The sequence below is a fragment of the Rhodanobacter sp. G2-10 genome (assembly GCF_055809185.1).
On sequence record NZ_CM147900.1, the window covers coordinates 1,026,497 to 1,041,046 of the forward strand.

At 65.4% G+C, this 14,550-nt stretch carries 13 protein-coding genes; 5 read left to right on the forward strand and 8 right to left on the reverse strand.

Translation table 11 applies throughout. From position 1 onward, the window contains the following. Positions 1-323 precede the first annotated feature (323 nt). The 3 genes from AC0L58_RS04555 to AC0L58_RS04565 all read right to left on the reverse strand — a co-directional run bounded on the left by AC0L58_RS04555 (position 324) and on the right by AC0L58_RS04565 (position 4,021). Positions 324-1,394 (reverse strand): IS110 family RNA-guided transposase, encoded by a 1,071-nt coding sequence (locus AC0L58_RS04555; protein ID WP_473683965.1) that lies wholly within the window; start codon positions 1,392-1,394, stop codon positions 324-326. A gap of 956 nt (positions 1,395-2,350) precedes the next feature. Continuing rightward, a complete protein-coding gene (locus AC0L58_RS04560; RefSeq protein ID WP_473683965.1) occupies positions 2,351-3,421 on the reverse strand; it encodes an IS110 family RNA-guided transposase in 1,071 nt (356 codons plus the stop codon). A gap of 168 nt (positions 3,422-3,589) precedes the next feature. Continuing rightward, positions 3,590-4,021, reverse strand: a complete 432-nt coding sequence (locus AC0L58_RS04565; protein WP_473687130.1) for a hypothetical protein — start codon at positions 4,019-4,021, stop codon at positions 3,590-3,592. 213 nt (positions 4,022-4,234) lie between these two features. Here AC0L58_RS04565 and sufT point away from each other — a divergent pair, with 213 nt between their 5' ends. Together sufT and AC0L58_RS04575 are read left to right on the forward strand one after the other, a co-directional pair. Beyond that, positions 4,235-4,792, forward strand: coding sequence for a putative Fe-S cluster assembly protein SufT (gene sufT, locus AC0L58_RS04570; protein ID WP_473687132.1), 558 nt, complete (start codon positions 4,235-4,237; stop codon positions 4,790-4,792). A 507-nt stretch (positions 4,793-5,299) separates the two neighbouring features. Then, entirely contained in the window at positions 5,300-7,450 is a 2,151-nt protein-coding gene (locus AC0L58_RS04575; RefSeq protein WP_473687134.1) for a M4 family metallopeptidase, read from the forward strand. 95 nt (positions 7,451-7,545) lie between these two features. Here the strand turns inward: AC0L58_RS04575 and AC0L58_RS04580 are convergent, their stop codons facing one another. The 4 genes from AC0L58_RS04580 to wrbA form a co-directional block, all read right to left on the reverse strand. Then, positions 7,546-8,037 (reverse strand): asparaginase domain-containing protein, encoded by a 492-nt coding sequence (locus tag AC0L58_RS04580; protein ID WP_473687136.1) that lies wholly within the window; start codon positions 8,035-8,037, stop codon positions 7,546-7,548. 574 nt (positions 8,038-8,611) lie between these two features. Continuing rightward, positions 8,612-10,252, reverse strand: coding sequence for an acyl-CoA dehydrogenase family protein (locus tag AC0L58_RS04585; protein ID WP_473687138.1), 1,641 nt, complete (start codon positions 10,250-10,252; stop codon positions 8,612-8,614). A 74-nt stretch (positions 10,253-10,326) separates the two neighbouring features. Beyond that, complete coding sequence (locus AC0L58_RS04590; protein WP_473687140.1) at positions 10,327-10,692, reverse strand: DUF2069 domain-containing protein; 366 nt, start codon at positions 10,690-10,692, stop codon at positions 10,327-10,329. Beyond that, positions 10,689-11,291 carry an NAD(P)H:quinone oxidoreductase gene (wrbA, locus tag AC0L58_RS04595; RefSeq protein ID WP_473687142.1) on the reverse strand — a complete coding sequence of 201 codons (603 nt, stop codon included), beginning with the start codon at positions 11,289-11,291 and terminating at the stop codon, positions 10,689-10,691. The genes AC0L58_RS04590 and wrbA overlap by 4 nt, the downstream gene beginning before the upstream one ends. Before the next feature lie 96 nt (positions 11,292-11,387). Here wrbA and AC0L58_RS04600 point away from each other — a divergent pair, with 96 nt between their 5' ends. From AC0L58_RS04600 to AC0L58_RS04610, 3 genes are read left to right on the forward strand one after another with little or no spacing between them, the layout of a single operon-like run. Continuing rightward, positions 11,388-12,665, forward strand: a complete 1,278-nt coding sequence (locus tag AC0L58_RS04600) for a YihY family inner membrane protein (protein WP_473687144.1) — start codon at positions 11,388-11,390, stop codon at positions 12,663-12,665. After that, positions 12,662-13,141, forward strand: a complete 480-nt coding sequence (locus AC0L58_RS04605; RefSeq protein ID WP_473687146.1) for a TlpA family protein disulfide reductase — start codon at positions 12,662-12,664, stop codon at positions 13,139-13,141. The genes AC0L58_RS04600 and AC0L58_RS04605 overlap by 4 nt, the downstream gene beginning before the upstream one ends. After that, positions 13,141-13,407, forward strand: a complete 267-nt coding sequence (locus AC0L58_RS04610) for an acylphosphatase (protein ID WP_473687148.1) — start codon at positions 13,141-13,143, stop codon at positions 13,405-13,407. Before AC0L58_RS04605 ends, AC0L58_RS04610 begins: the two co-directional genes overlap by 1 nt. A 24-nt stretch (positions 13,408-13,431) precedes the next feature. Here AC0L58_RS04610 and prfA read toward each other — a convergent pair whose 3' ends face one another. After that, positions 13,432-14,511, reverse strand: a complete 1,080-nt coding sequence (prfA, locus tag AC0L58_RS04615) for a peptide chain release factor 1 (protein WP_473687150.1) — start codon at positions 14,509-14,511, stop codon at positions 13,432-13,434. Positions 14,512-14,550 lie beyond the last annotated feature (39 nt).

Sequence of the window (14,550 nt, forward strand, 5' to 3'; positions counted from 1 at the left end):
CGATAGACCACAGGCCGGCATCGGATGAGCTCGTGGAAAGGCCGATTACGAAGAGGCTGCAAGAGCCGGTAGGGCGGAAGGCCTGGTGCCACGATGGTCTGACCGGATGATTCGAGCTGGGCAGCAGCGGTAGCGCGCAAAGGGACAAAACGACATACGGGAAGGCGAGTTGCGCCGGGAGGGCAGCGTGCGACGCCGCATCACGGCATGCCGACCCCGAGGGTCTTGGGCGGCGGCAGTCCATGGCGCGTCAGCGCTTGCGAAGCCATGGACGGGCGCCGCCCAAGACCGGCTCCTCGGGCAGGCCGTGATGGGGCGCCCTTTCAGTGCATGGCCGCCTCCCGCGCTTCGGTGTCGCGCTGGGCAGGATCACTGCAAAAGCGCATGTCGGGGTGCTTGAGCAGCAACCACACCACACGCAGATTGTGATTGGCCAGCCGCACCGCCGCGCCCTTTCGGCCACAGCGCTGGACCCAGCGCTGGATGCGGCGACTGTAGGGGTCGGTGGCATCGGGACGGATTTGCCGGATCACCGCGTGCGCGCCTTCGATCAGGGCACTACGCAGATAAGCGTCACCACGCCGGCTCATGCGGCCCAGCCGAACGGTGTTGCCGCTGCTGTGCTGGCTGGGCGTGATACCGAAGTAGGCCGAAAACTGGCGGCCGTTGGCGAACCGGTCCGGATTGAGCGCCTTGCAGGACAGGGCGGTGGAGATGACGGGGCCGATGCCGCGCGCCTGGCACAGGTGCCGGGCCAGCGGTTCGGTGCGGCTCAAGACAGCCAGTTCGCCATCGGTGGCCGCCATCCGCTCACCCAGTGCGCGCCATTCCCCCATCAGCTCGGCGACCAGGGCACGCAGACGATCGGGGATCGGCAAGGTGGCATCTTCCAGCGTGCTGTCGACCTTGCGCACCAGCGCCAGATTACCGCGCGCCATGACCACGCCTTGTTCCAGCAACAGCCCGCGCACCTGGTTGCTGATCGCCGTCATGCGCCGCCGCCAGCCGCGCCGGGCGCGGTGCAGAGCCTGCAGGGCCAACTGCTCCTGGGTCTTGACCGGCACCGGATGCACGCTCACGTCGTGCAGGGCACGAAGAATCGACAGGGCATCGTTGGCGTCGTTCTTGTTGCCGCTGCGGTGGGCGGCGGTGTGCTGCGCCGGCAGGATCTTCACCTCGACGCCGCGCGCCTGGATCTCCCGCGCCCACGCTTGCGCACCCGGTCCCGTCTCAATGGCCACCGTCAGCGGTGGTTCGAGCGTCTGGATGAACTTGTGCAGCGCCAAGCGCGACTTCACGCGTTCAGACAGCACCACCTCACCGTGCGCGTTTTCACCCGCCACCTGAAACACATTCTTGGCCAAATCGATGGCTATCGCAGTAATCTTGTTCATGGCCTCGCCCTCGCGCGGTTGTGTTGGGAGCACTAGCTCACCACCACTGGCACCGCGATGCCTGAATGCGCGGGGGCGAGTCCATGCGATTACGTGAGAGCCGGCAGGTTGCGGTGGGCGAGTTGGTGAGCGAGGTCGATGGCTGCAGCTACGCTGTCTGCGACCGAAAGCGCGTAGGGCGGGCTCCGCCCGCCGCTTCGAGGATCCCGCGCCACAGCCGGCGGGCAGAGCCCGCCCTACGTGAGAGCCGGCGGGTTGCGGTGGGCGAGTTGGTGAACGAGGTGAAAGCAGTCGACGGCTGAAGTCGCCGCGTCTGCGGGCAGCCACGCGTAGGGCGGGCTCTGCCCGCCGCTTCGAGGACCCCGCGTATCAACAGCCGGCGGGCAGAGCCCGCCCTACGTGAGAGCCGGCAGGTTGCGGTGGACGAGTTCGTGAGCGAGGTCGATGGCTGCAGCTACGCTGTCTGCGACCGAAAGCGCGTAGGGCGGGCTCCGCCCGCCGCTTCGAGGACCCCGCGTACCAACAGCCGGCGGGCAGAGCCCGCCCTATGTATGGACTCGCCCCTGGTGTCAACCGCTGCGTGAGCAGGAAAGCACTGGCTGCATTTATGTATGAGGCCTTGACGAAGGTGGTCGATAGACCACAGGCCGGCATCGGATGAGCTCGTGGAAAGGCCGATTACGAAGAGGCTGCAAGAGCCGGTAGGGCGGAAGGCCTGGTGCCACGATGGTCTGACCGGATGATTCGAGCTGGGCAGCAGCGGTAGCGCGCAAAGGGACAAAACGACATACGGGAAGGCGAGTTGCGCCGGGAGGGCAGCGTGCGACGCCGCATCACGGCATGCCGACCCCGAGGGTCTTGGGCGGCGGCAGTCCATGGCGCGTCAGCGCTTGCGAAGCCATGGACGGGCGCCGCCCAAGACCGGCTCCTCGGGCAGGCCGTGATGGGGCGCCCTTTCAGTGCATGGCCGCCTCCCGCGCTTCGGTGTCGCGCTGGGCAGGATCACTGCAAAAGCGCATGTCGGGGTGCTTGAGCAGCAACCACACCACACGCAGATTGTGATTGGCCAGCCGCACCGCCGCGCCCTTTCGGCCACAGCGCTGGACCCAGCGCTGGATGCGGCGACTGTAGGGGTCGGTGGCATCGGGACGGATTTGCCGGATCACCGCGTGCGCGCCTTCGATCAGGGCACTACGCAGATAAGCGTCACCACGCCGGCTCATGCGGCCCAGCCGAACGGTGTTGCCGCTGCTGTGCTGGCTGGGCGTGATACCGAAGTAGGCCGAAAACTGGCGGCCGTTGGCGAACCGGTCCGGATTGAGCGCCTTGCAGGACAGGGCGGTGGAGATGACGGGGCCGATGCCGCGCGCCTGGCACAGGTGCCGGGCCAGCGGTTCGGTGCGGCTCAAGACAGCCAGTTCGCCATCGGTGGCCGCCATCCGCTCACCCAGTGCGCGCCATTCCCCCATCAGCTCGGCGACCAGGGCACGCAGACGATCGGGGATCGGCAAGGTGGCATCTTCCAGCGTGCTGTCGACCTTGCGCACCAGCGCCAGATTACCGCGCGCCATGACCACGCCTTGTTCCAGCAACAGCCCGCGCACCTGGTTGCTGATCGCCGTCATGCGCCGCCGCCAGCCGCGCCGGGCGCGGTGCAGAGCCTGCAGGGCCAACTGCTCCTGGGTCTTGACCGGCACCGGATGCACGCTCACGTCGTGCAGGGCACGAAGAATCGACAGGGCATCGTTGGCGTCGTTCTTGTTGCCGCTGCGGTGGGCGGCGGTGTGCTGCGCCGGCAGGATCTTCACCTCGACGCCGCGCGCCTGGATCTCCCGCGCCCACGCTTGCGCACCCGGTCCCGTCTCAATGGCCACCGTCAGCGGTGGTTCGAGCGTCTGGATGAACTTGTGCAGCGCCAAGCGCGACTTCACGCGTTCAGACAGCACCACCTCACCGTGCGCGTTTTCACCCGCCACCTGAAACACATTCTTGGCCAAATCGATGGCTATCGCAGTAATCTTGTTCATGGCCTCGCCCTCGCGCGGTTGTGTTGGGAGCACTAGCTCACCACCACTGGCACCGCGATGCCTGAATGCGCGGGGGCGAGTCCATGCGATTACGTGAGAGCCGGCGGATTGCGGTGGGCGAGTGCGGGAGCGGGGTCGGCGGCTGAAGCCGCCGTGTCACCGTGCAGCTCAGATCCGGTGTTTGCGTCGGCCATATGCCAGCCAGCCGGCCAGCAGCATTGCAAGCACGGTCCAGACGATGTCCGCCGGGGCCAGGCCCATGCGCGCCAGCGCCCACAACATGCCAATGCCCGCAGTGCGCAGCGCGTCGATGATGCCAAGGCCCATGTTGCCGGCGATTCGCACGCCAGCGATCAGCATGTTCACGTAGATCGCCGCCAGTGCCGTGGCACCGACGGCCAGCAGCATGGCGCCGATACCGGCGCGCTGCACGCAACCGCGCACAGTCCCCCCCAACATGGCCCCGATCGGCACCGCCAACCACGGCAGCGGATGGCGCAGGTACAAGGCCAGTACCATCCACACGGCACCTGCGGCGAGTCCCAGCATGACGGCGCTGAATGCCGCGAACAGGAACAGCAACACGCTGCGAATGCTCATCGGCGGCGCCAGCGTGCACGAAAGAAAGGCATCGGTTTGTCCGGCGGCAAAGCGCCCATCATAACGTGCGCTGGCGGCCCGGTTGGTGTGATCGACTCTTGAATTCAATGGCACCGGCCTGATCTGGAACAAGCGCCTGCGCCTCGCGGGCGGCATAATGGTCATTCTGGTACGGCGCACTGTCGTGCCTGCAGATACGGGATTGGCGTTGGCATGAGTGGTTTCAGTCTGAGCAGTGAACCGGTGACCCTGGTGCGTGATTGCAACGCCGTGATGGTGCCCCAGGGCGACGTGGTGACGCTGCCGGCCGGCCAGATCGGTTACATCACCCAGGCACTGGGCGGCAGTTTCACCGTGTATGTGGAAGGCAACCTGTTCCGCGTGGCCGGTGACGATGCCGATGCGCTGGGCAAGGAGCCACCGGAGCCGATTGAGGTGCCACCCAACGCCACCGATGCCGATGTCGAGAAGTTGGCGTGGGACCAGTTGCGGACCGTGTTCGACCCGGAGATTCCGGTCAACGTGGTCGAGCTTGGGCTGGTCTACGACCTGAGCATGGAGCACGCCGATACCGGCGAACGCAAGGTGTACGTGAAGCTCACGCTGACGGCGCCCGGTTGCGGCATGGGCGACATCCTGGTCGATGATGCGCGCACCAAGCTGGAGATGATCCCCACGATCAGCGAGGCCGAGGTGGACCTGGTGTTTGATCCGCCGTGGAACCATTCGATGATGTCCGACGCGGCCAAGCTCGAAACCGGCATGCTCTGAATCCCCGAGGCTGCTGCCAGAGCGACCGGGCGGCGGCGAAAAATCTTGCGTTCCCCCACTGGGTTATCAGGTGGCTTGCCGTTGCGCCGGCGAGCCGGCCTGGCGTGTCCGATTGCCCGCGTCTGGTCGCCGAATGCCCGCGGTACGGAGCTTTCCGGGCCATGCCGCGCAAGCTTGATCCGGTCGGCACGAGCGTGAACGAGTTCACGTCGCGTAGGAAAAAGTCAGATTGTCAGAATCATCCGCAAGTAATAACGTCCACGGGGTTCGCCATCTGGGAGGCTGGCGAATGATCCTTTGGCGGCGTGATGGCCGTTTTGCAGTTACGCGTCCGCGTGCTGTCCCTGCATGGAAAGGCAGGGGGGAGGCAGCCGCCTGTGGACGTAGTTGGGGATCGCCGGACAACTGACGAATATCGCGCCGTGCCTTGCACGGAAATTCTTGCATGGGGTCTTTGCGGCCGCATCGGGCCCGTTTGTCCCCAAATTTTGTCGAGGAATTTTATTCATGCCCAATCATTTCCGTCTGAAACTGCTGGTGGCTGCCATCGGCATGGCGACCGCCACGGCTGCCACGGCCGCCAATACCCAGACTCTGCATGCGCAGAATCTGGGTGCGGTGCCGGCCAATACCTTGGCTGCCCAGCTCAATCTCGGCCAGGACATGACCTTGGCGCCGCGCAGCGCGGTGGCCTTGAACACAGGCCATCACGTCGTGCGTCAGCAGCAGATGTATCGGGGCGTGCCAGTGTATGGCCGCAGCATCGCCGTCGTGCAGGATGCGCAGGGCAACGCGTTGCGCGCCACCGGCCAGCTGATGCAGCAGTCGCAGCAGCAACTGATCTCGGTGCAGCCCCGGCTCAACAAGGGTCGCGCCATCAGCGCGCTGCGCGCGCATGCGCACACCATGCTGGTAGGTGGTGCCAAGCTTGAAAACGAGAAGGCCGACCTGTTCGTGTATCCGCAGGAAGGCAGCGCCCCGCGACTGGTGTACCGCGTTTCCTACTTCGTCAGTGGCGACAACCCGAGCCGTCCGACCGCGATCATCGATGCCAACACCGGCGAAGTGATCCGCAGCTGGAACGGCCTGACCGATGCCTCGGCCAACGGCCCGGGCGGCAATCAGAAAACCGGCAAGTACAATTACGGAACCGACTATGCCTCGCTCGATGTGACCCAGTCCGGCAGCACCTGCACTTTGCAGAACGCCGACGTGAAGACTTACAACCTCAATCACGCCAGCACCGGTGGCTCGCTGGTCAGCTTCACCTGTCCGACCAGCAATACCGATGCGATCAATGGCGCCTACTCACCGGTCAACGATGCACATCATTTTGGTGGTGTGGTTCATGACATGTACCAGTCCTACACCGGCGCGCCGCCACTGAACATCCAGTTGTTGATGAAGGTGCACTACAAATCCAACTACGAAAACGCGTTCTGGGATGGTTCGGCGATGTACTTCGGCGACGGTGCGAGCACCTTTTATCCGCTGGTGTCGCTGGATGTGACCAGCCACGAGATCAGCCACGGCTACACCGAGCAGAACTCCGGCCTGGAATACAACGGCCAGTCCGGCGGCATGAACGAGGCTTATTCGGATATCGCCGGTGAGGCTGCGGAATATTTCGATCGTGGCTCCGCCGACTTCCTGGTGGGCGCCGACATCATGAAAAGCAGCGGGGCGCTGCGCTACATGTGCAATCCACCGCAGGATGGCGGCTCGATCGACAATGCGGCCAACTACAACTCCGGCCTCGATGTGCACTACTCCAGCGGTGTCTACAACAAGTCGTTCTGCCTGCTGGCCAAGACCAGTGGCTGGAATGTGAAGAAGGCGTTCCAGGTGTATGCGTTGGCGAACAAGGTGTACTGGACGGCGACCTCCACGTTCAACTCCGGTGCCTGTGGCGTGGAGTCGGCGGCGACCGATCTGGGCTACGACAAGAACGACGTGATTGCCGCATTCAACGGTGTCGGCGTGACTTGTCCGGGTACCGGTGGCGGTGGCGGCGGTGGCGGCACCACCGAATTGCAGAACAACGTCGGTGTAGGCGGCGTGTCGGGTGCCACAGGCGCCGACAACGACTACTTCATCAACGTGCCGGCTGGCGCCAGCAACCTGGTGATGTCGATCTCCGGCGGTAGCGGCGATGCCGATCTGTACACCAAGTTCGGCAGCGCCCCGAGCACCAGCAGCTACGACTGCCGTCCGTGGAAGAGCGGCAATTCGGAAAGCTGCAGCGTGGCTTCGCCGGCGGCGGGCAAGTACTACATCAAGGTACACGGCTACTCGTCGTACTCCGGCGTGACCGTCAAGGCCTCGTACTCCACCGGTGGTGGCGGTGGCGGTGGTTCGGATGGCCTGCAGAACGGCGTGCCGGTGACCGGCATTTCAGGGGCGCGCAATTCGAAGACGTACTTCACGGTGACCGTGCCGGCGGGCAGCGCGCTCACCATCGCCACGTCGGGCGGCACCGGTGACATGGACCTGTATGTCAAGCAAGGTTCCGTGCCCACGACCACCAGCTACGACTGCAGGCCGTACAAGGCCGGCAACAACGAAACCTGCTCGGGCAGCAACGAGTCGGGTACGTACTACATCATGCTCAACGGCTACCGCGCATATTCGGGCGTGACGCTGAAGGCCAGCTGGTAACCCCCTGGTGGGCCACGGATGGCCCGTCGCTTCACTCAAGGAGCAGTAGCGGCATGGCGGGCCCGGTCGAATCGACCGGGCCTGCTTTTTTCCGGTCAGCCAGTGATTTCCTCGAAGCGGTTGGCGTCGCGGTTCTTGCGCACCTTGGCCGGATCCCATACGCGTCCGTTCATGGTGATGTACACGCCATCGGGCAGCGTCTGCACGGCGGCCACCGCGCAACCAATGTTGAACACCGCATCCGAACCCTGGAAGCGGGCCGGGTTCAGCGCGCCGGTCAACACGATGACCTTGCCCTTGATGTTGGCCAGCTCCCGCGCGGTATCCACCATGCTGTCGGTGCCATGGGTCACCAGCACGTGGCGATGGGGCTGGGCTTCGATCGTCGAGCGCACCAGCGCACGGTCGTCAGGACCCATGTGCAGACTGTCCTTGCGCAGGATCGGAATCACGTCGAACTGGAATGCCACGCCAAGCTGGCCCAGGATTTCGCCGATCTGCGGTGCACCGATCTTGAAGTCCGACTTGTCGTCGAAGTAGATCTTGTCGATGGTGCCGCCCGTGGTGACGATGGTCAGATGATGCATGTCGAAGGCCGGTGGGGTGATCCGCGCATTTTAGCCCGTGCGCTTGCACCCGTGCTCACGAGGCCTTCTGGCTAAACGCGGAATTCCACGTAGGGCGGGCTATGCCCGCCGCTCCGGGCTGGGCTTGTTGCGAGGTATGGAAGAGCTGGCGGGCGGAGCCCGCCCTACGGTGGTGGTCGATGCTTCCGGTGGCGTTCTGGTGAGACGCAGAATTCCACGTTGGGCGGGCTATGCCCGCCGCTCCGGGCGGGGCTCGTTGCGAGGTCTTCAAGAGCTGGCGGGCGGAGCCCGCCCTACGGTGGTGGTCGATGCTTCCGGTGGCGTTCTGGTGAGACGCGGAATTCCACGTTGGGCGGGCTATGCCCGCCGCTCCGGGCGGGTCTCGTTGCGAGGTATGGAAGAGCTGGCGGGCGGAGCCCGCCCTACGGTGTGGTCGATGTTTCGGGTGGCGTTCGGGTGAAACGCGGAATTCCACGTTGGGCGGGGTATGCCCGCCGCTCCGGGCGGGTCTCGTTGCGAGGTATGGAAGAGCTGGCGGGCGGAGGCCGCCCTACGGCGGTGGTCGGGCGTGGGGTCAACTCAGCAGCAGGCTGGTGTTGTGGTGGTCTGGTGCAACGAGTCGATCGAGTCCGCGGTTGACGAATCGTTGCAGCGCGGCGGCGGGGCGTCGATCACCGTGATTCTTTGACCAGGTGGCTTGCCGCGCCAGCAGGCTTGCGGCGGCGCAGCGTGCGAGCGTGAAGGCCAGACCGCGCGCGCCGGCTTCCAGCGCGTCGCGTTCGCCTCCGTGCTGATCGAGCCAGCGCGCGCAAGCGTCGAGGGTCTGCTTGATGGTGGTGGCTGCGTGCATGTCGTCGTTGCCTTCCAGCCAGCGGGCGACGGTGTTGCGCAGCGCGTCGAGGCTGTTGCCGCCCAGTGCGCGCAGGCTGTCCAGCGAGAGCACGTTGGTGGTGCCTTCCCATATCGCGTAGACCTGCGCGTCGCGCAGCAGCTGCGGCAGGCCGGTGTCTTCGATGTAGCCGGCGCCACCGAAGCATTCCAGCGCTTCGGAACAGATTTTCACCGCCAGTTTGCCGGTCCACAGCTTGGCGAGCGGGGTGAGCAGTCGCAATACGGCGGCTTCCTCGGGCGACGTTTCACCTTGCTCGACGCGACCAAGCAGGTGGGCCACCTCGAAGGCCAGTGCAAAGGCCGCCTCGAATTGCGCCTGCATGTCGGCCAGGGTGTGTGCGTGCAGCGGTTGCTCGATCAGCGGGCGGCCGAACGCCTGCCGGCGTGTGGCGAAGTCGCGCGCCAGGTTGATGGCCCGCGCCATGCTGGCCACCGCGCCGATCGCGTTCCAGGTGCGGGTGATGTTGAGCATCGGCGCCACCTGGCGTACACCGTTGGCCAACTCGCCCAACGGCCACGCGGGCAGTCCGTCGAGATGGATTTCCGCAGTGGGCAGCTCCTGCGTGCCGAGTTTGTCCTTGAGCCGGTCGATGACGAGTTCCGGTTTGCGTCGCTCGCCGTCCATCGTCTCGACGTAGAACAGCGCCAGTGCACTGGTGCCGGTGCCCGCGCCTTCGGGTCTGGCCAGGGCCAGCGCGGCTTCGCCGACGACCGCCGAGCTGAACCATTTGCGACCATGCAGTCGCCATTGGCCGTTGGCATCCTGGCGTGCCACGGTTTCCGTGTTGCCCACGTCGGAGCCGCCCGTGGTTTCGGTCATCCACTGGCCGCTGAGCCAGAAGTCAGAGGCGTCGCGACTCAGGAAATGCGGCAGCACCCGCTTGATCAGGTCGGTGTTGCCGGAGGCCTTGATCGCCGTGGCGGCGCCGTCGGTCATCGCCAGCGGACAGGTGTAGAACTCGCTGGCCACATGGTAGAGGTAGACGCGGGTGAACTCTTCCAGGCGTGCATGCGCGTGGTTGGCATGACCGGCGGCGAGTACGCCATGGCGGGTGGTGAGCTGCGGACCTTCCTGCCATGCGGTGGTCAGTTCGATCCGGTCGATGCGCTCTCCCCAGGCGCCCCAGCGGGTCAGCACCGGCTTGCGTCGCGTGCTGGCCGTGGCGCGTTGCCATGCCATCACCGCGTAATCGCCCAAGGCGTCGAGATCGGCATCCAGTGCGGCGCGGCGCTCCGCGGGCAGCGTGCGATCGAGCAGGCTCAACAACAGGCGGTCGCTGCGACAGGGGTGGGCGAGTTGCGGGGCTTCCTGCAGGAAGGACATGGCGGACTCCGCGCGGCTGTGGTCAGACCTTGAGTATAAGCGCGCAAACTGCAGCGGGCTTCTCCGCAGCAGCCTCAGCGCGGTGCGGTGGCCCGTCGTCTCACGCCGGCGCCCAGCACGCCGATCAAGCCGACGGTCAGGACGATTTCCGCCACGGCCAGAATCCGTTCGTCAGGCGTGCTCCACGCTTCGGCCACGCCGTGGCAGAAGTAGAACAGGCTCAGGATACCGACCCACAGCAATGCGCGGCGGACGTTGCCGAGGGCGAACAGTGGCAGCAGCAGTGGCACGACGGTGAACGCGAGCACCACCCATCGCGGCAGCTGCTGCGGTGGAAACAGCCAGCCATGCCAGAGCAGCTGCAACAACAGCAGCAATGCCCAGGCGATGAGGCCGATTCGGTAGACCGGCAGGATCGGCGCGCGGGTCGCCCCATTCACGCCTTGTCACCCAGCCGGCGTGCGACGTCGGCCAGACGTCGCCCCAGCGCGCGGGCCAGTTCGCGCTCATCCTCGCTGATCGGGTTGTCGCCCTTGGCGCCGGAGACGTGACTGGCGCCATAGGGGGTGCCGCCGCTCAGGGTGCTGGTCAGCCGGGGCTCGGTGAACGGCACGCCGACCAGCAGCATGCCGTGATGCAGCAGCGGCAAGGCCATGCTGAGCAGCGTCGACTCCTGGCCACCGTGCATGGTGCTGGTGGAGGTGAACAGGGCCGCCGGCTTGCCGGCCAGGGTGCCGCTGGCCCATTCGGCGGCGGTGGAATCGACGAAATGTTTCAGCGGAGCGGCCATGTTGCCGAAGCGGGTCGGGCTGCCCATCGCCAGGGCGACACAGTCGAGCAGGTCCTGCTTCACCACGTAGGGCGCGCCGTCCGCTGGCTCCGGCGGTTGCGCCACCTCGGTGACCGGTGCCACCGGCGGAACCTGGCGCAGGCGTGCCCGCATGCCTTCCACTTCCTCGATGCCGCGCGCAATCAGGCGCGCGAGCTGGGCGGTGTGGCCATTGCGGCTGTAGTACAGCACCAGGACTTCTTGATTCATGCGGCGTCGACTCAGGTAATTGAGGCCGTCACGGCCAATACGCTAGTGTACCGTTCGATATTGGTCGCGGCCCGCCGCCGCTGACAGAGGATGCCAATGGCACGCCGATTCGATCCCGATCGCATACATTACTTTCGCCGCTTCGTGTGGCAGCGCTTCATCGATGACAAGTGCTTCGAGACGGCTGGTGCGCTGTCGTACACCACGCTGGTGTCGCTGGTGCCGCTCACCATCGCGGTTTTGGCCATGTTTGCGGTGTTTCCCGTGTTTGCGGGCGCCCGCGACACACTGATCGATTTCGTGTTCGTGAACTTCGTCCCGGCGGCGGGCGTCAAGGTGCAGGAGGCACTGCAGAGCTTCGCCGACAACGCCAAGGGGCTGACCGGCATCAGCATTCTGGTGATGCTGTTCAGCGCGTTGTCGATGATGATCAGCATCGAGGATCGGCTGAACCGGATCTGGCGCGTGCACCAGGCGCGACGCTGGACCTCGCGCCTGTTGTTGTACTGGGCGGCGCTGACGCTGGGGCCGATCCTGGTCGGTGGTGGTATCGCGGCCACGTCGTATGTCACCGCCATGCCGTTTCTCAGCGTCACCTCCGACCGGATCCACACCATTGGCAGCAGCCTGCTGGCGACACTGCCGTTCCTGGTGACGTTTTGCACCTTGTGGCTGATGTATGCGGTGATCCCGAACACGCGGGTGTCGCGCCGCGATGCGGCGATCGGCGCCTTGCTGGGCGCCGTGTTGTTCGAGATCGCGCGCTGGGGTTTTGCGCAATTCGTGGGCCATGCGAACAACTACCAGCAGATCTACGGCAAGCTGGCGATCATTCCCATCTTCCTGCTGTGGATCTACCTGTCGTGGGTGATCGTGATCCTGGCTGCCTCGATTGCCGCCTCGCTGTCCGCCTACGAGTATCAGCCGCCGTCGGAAACCCTGCCTGCGGGCGCCGAGTTCCTCGGTCTGCTGGTCGTGCTGCGGCTGTTCGTGGACGCGCAGCGCAAGGGGGAATGCGTGGATGTGGCGGTGGTGAGGGTGCGCGCGCCTTATCTGACCGCCGGGGCCGTCAACGGTTACTTCGACGATATGCAGCAGGCCGACCTGATCCAGCGCGGCGAGTCCGGTGGCTGGTTGCTCAGTCGCAGCCTGGACAGCACCGATCTGCTGCGCCTGTATCGTTGCACCCATCACCGTTTGCCGTTGCATCCGGTCGAGGAGGCTGCTGCGCTGGGTATCGAACTCTCGCCGGAATTGCTGGTCATGCTGGATGAGCTGGCGACCGTGCTGCAGGCGAAACTGGGTACCCGACTCGACCAGATCTATCCCCCCGCCGCCGATCCGGCGGCCGATACCGAGGAACTTCCCGCATGACCTTGTTCTTGTCCCGCCTCGCGGTTGTCGCGATCCTCGCGCTCGCTTTCGCTGCGCCGACCCGGGCGGCGATGCCGAGCCAACCGACCCTGCAGCTGACGACGCTGGATGGCAGCAGCTTCGACCTGGCGGCGCATCGCGGGCACTGGGTGATCGTCAATTACTGGGCGACGTGGTGCGTGCCGTGCATCAAGGAAATGCCCGACATCTCCCATTTCGTCGCCAGTCACAAGGACGTCGATGCCATTGGCCTGGCCTACGAGGACAGCGATCCGGCCGATATCAAGGCCTTCCTCGCCAAGCATCCGGTGGTGTATCCGATTGCCCAGGTCACGCTGGAAAAGCCCTTGAAGGATTTTGACGAGCCGCGCGGCTTGCCCACGACCTACCTGATCGATCCCAGTGGCAAGGTCGTGCAGCACCGGGTCGGGCCGGTGACCGAGGCCATGCTCAAGCAGTGGATCGGAGTGGATTGATGCCGACGGCCCGCTTCATCGTCAGTGGTCGGGTGCAGGGCGTGTTCTTTCGCGCCAGTACCCGCCAGCATGCGTTGGGCCTGGGCCTGACCGGGCACGCGAAGAACCTCGATGACGGGCGTGTGGAGGTGCTGGCCAGCGGACCGGCGCAAGCGGTCGACGAACTGGAGCAGTGGCTGCAGCACGGGCCCCCGGCGGCCAGCGTGGAGCAGGTGTTTCGCGAGAATCTGGCCGAGCAGGATCTGTTCGGCTTCATCACCGGGTGAATTGCAGCGTGCCCGGCGTCAGGTTCAGCCGTTGCCCAGAGCCTGCAACTGGTCAGCCTGATGTTCGCGGGTCAGGGTGTCGATCAGCTCGCGCAGGTCGCCCTGCATCGTCTCGGGCAGGCGGTACAGGGTGAGGTTGACGCGGTGGTCGGTGATCCGGCCTTGCGGGTAGTTGTAGGTGCGGATGCGCTGGCTGCGGTCGCCCGAACCCACCTGCAGCCGCCGTTCCTGTGCCTGCGCGGCGGCCTGCTTGCCCTGGGCCTCGTCGAGCAGGCGCGCCTTCAGCAGGCTCATCGCGCGGGCGCGATTCTTGTGCTGGCTGCGTTCGTCCTGGCATTCCACCACGGTACCGGACGGCAAGTGGGTGATGCGGATCGCCGAGTCGGTCTTGTTGACGTGCTGGCCACCGGCGCCTGAGGCGCGGAAGGTGTCCACCTTGAGGTCGGCCGGGTTGATCTCGATCTCGTCGATCTCGTCCAGCTCGGGCAGGATCGCCACGGTGGCGGCCGAGGTATGGATACGGCCCTGCGACTCGGTTTCCGGTACGCGCTGCACGCGGTGCGTGCCGGATTCGAATTTCAACTGCGAATAGGCACCCTTGCCTTCGATGCGCGCCACGATCTCCTTGTAGCCACCATGTTCCCCGGCGTGCTCGCTGAGCACCTCGACGTGCCAACGGCGGCTTTCCGCGTAGCGCAGGTACATGCGGAACAGGTCGCCTGCAAAGAGCGCCGCTTCATCGCCACCGGTGCCGGCGCGTACTTCCAGATACAGGTTGGCTTCGTCGCGAGGATCCTTGGGCAGCAGCAACAGCTGCAGTTCGCCATCGAGATCCTGCAGGCGCTGCTCCAGCCGCGCCACATCGTCGATGGCCATGTCGCGAAGTTCGGGGTCATCCAGCATCGCGCGCGACTCCGCCAACTCGTGCTCGGCCTGGGCATGCTCGCGCAGCGACGCGGCGACCGGTTCGAGCTGGGCATACTCCTGCGACAGCTGGCGAAAGCGCGAGTTGTCGGCCAGCACCTCGGGCTGCGACAGCAGCAGGCCGATCTCCTGGTGGCGCTCGGCGAGTGCTTCGAGTTTTCGGCGAATCGATGGGGTCATGCGTGGATGGGTCAGCTTTCGTGTAGGAGCGCACCCTGT

Excerpts from the sequence above, each read along its gene's own strand:
- AC0L58_RS04560 (WP_473683965.1), bottom strand. The coding sequence starts at position 3,421 with ATGAACAAGATTACTGCGATAGCCATCGATTTGGCCAAGAATGTGTTT.
- sufT (WP_473687132.1), top strand. The coding sequence starts at position 4,235 with ATGAGTGGTTTCAGTCTGAGCAGTGAACCGGTGACCCTGGTGCGTGAT.
- wrbA (WP_473687142.1), bottom strand. The coding sequence starts at position 11,291 with ATGAATCAAGAAGTCCTGGTGCTGTACTACAGCCGCAATGGCCACACC.
- AC0L58_RS04610 (WP_473687148.1), top strand. The coding sequence starts at position 13,141 with ATGCCGACGGCCCGCTTCATCGTCAGTGGTCGGGTGCAGGGCGTGTTC.
- AC0L58_RS04565 (WP_473687130.1), bottom strand. The coding sequence starts at position 4,021 with ATGAGCATTCGCAGCGTGTTGCTGTTCCTGTTCGCGGCATTCAGCGCC.
- prfA (WP_473687150.1), bottom strand. The coding sequence starts at position 14,511 with ATGACCCCATCGATTCGCCGAAAACTCGAAGCACTCGCCGAGCGCCAC.
- AC0L58_RS04555 (WP_473683965.1), bottom strand. The coding sequence starts at position 1,394 with ATGAACAAGATTACTGCGATAGCCATCGATTTGGCCAAGAATGTGTTT.
- AC0L58_RS04585 (WP_473687138.1), bottom strand. The coding sequence starts at position 10,252 with ATGTCCTTCCTGCAGGAAGCCCCGCAACTCGCCCACCCCTGTCGCAGC.
- AC0L58_RS04600 (WP_473687144.1), top strand. The coding sequence starts at position 11,388 with ATGGCACGCCGATTCGATCCCGATCGCATACATTACTTTCGCCGCTTC.
- AC0L58_RS04575 (WP_473687134.1), top strand. The coding sequence starts at position 5,300 with ATGCCCAATCATTTCCGTCTGAAACTGCTGGTGGCTGCCATCGGCATG.
- AC0L58_RS04580 (WP_473687136.1), bottom strand. The coding sequence starts at position 8,037 with ATGCATCATCTGACCATCGTCACCACGGGCGGCACCATCGACAAGATC.
- AC0L58_RS04605 (WP_473687146.1), top strand. The coding sequence starts at position 12,662 with ATGACCTTGTTCTTGTCCCGCCTCGCGGTTGTCGCGATCCTCGCGCTC.